Source organism: Corallococcus sp. AB049A (genome assembly GCF_003668885.1).
Taxonomy (GTDB): domain Bacteria; phylum Myxococcota; class Myxococcia; order Myxococcales; family Myxococcaceae; genus Corallococcus; species Corallococcus interemptor.
Genome location: NZ_RAWL01000856.1, coordinates 1 through 806 on the forward strand (window position 1 = coordinate 1; position 806 = coordinate 806).

The 806-nt window shown below is 64.8% G+C and carries 1 protein-coding gene; it reads left to right on the forward strand.

Annotated features, from left to right (window positions below; genetic code table 11):
• Positions 1-104: 104 nt before the first annotated feature.
• Positions 105-806 (forward strand): polysaccharide lyase (locus tag D7X55_RS39930; RefSeq protein WP_121725717.1); only part of this gene is annotated, 702 nt, incomplete at its 3' end.

Genomic DNA, 806 nt, shown 5'->3' on the forward strand with positions numbered 1-806 from the left:
GGGCGGGAAGGCTTTTTCCCCGCCGCGTGTCCCCTTGGCCCAACCCGGACCGAAAGGACCCCTGTTTGAAGCGACTCCTTCAGCTCGTTGCCGCGGCCTCCCTGATGCCTGCCCTGTCTTTCGCTGGCGTCATGTGGAAGGGCGACTTCGAGACCGGCAACACGTCCCAGTGGACGCGCCAACAGGCCGTTGCCAACAGCCGCTTGCAGGTCGTGACCGACGTGGTGCGTGACGGCAAGTACGCGCTCAAGGCCACCGTGAAGCAGGGCGACAATCCCATCAACGCCAGTGGCAACCGCAACGAGCTGCTCTACCTGACCCACGAGACGCAGGGGAAGGAGTACTACTACAAGTGGAGCACGCTCTTCCCCTCGAACTACCCGGTGCATGACTCGTGGCAGGTCATCACCCAGTGGCACCAGGAGGGCTGCTGCGGCTCTCCGCCGCTGGAGTTCTTCGTGCGCGGGGACAAGATCAACCTGCGCGTGGGCGGCAACACCACGCCCGTGCTGTGGCAGACCTCCATCGACAAGGGCAACTGGCACGACTTCGTGCTGCACGTGAAGTGGTCCTCGGACAAGAAGGTCGGCTTCGTGGAGCTGTGGCACAACGGCGAGCACGTGCTGCCCAAGACGTACGGCGCCAACCAGTTCGGCAAGGACCTGAACTACCTGAAGATGGGTCTGTACCGCGACGCCGCCATCAAGCCGGAAGGGACCATCTTCCACGACGGCTTCACCATGGGGACGACGCTCGAGGACGTGATGCCGCCCGCGCCCGCGCCGGTGGAGGAGCCCACGCCCACC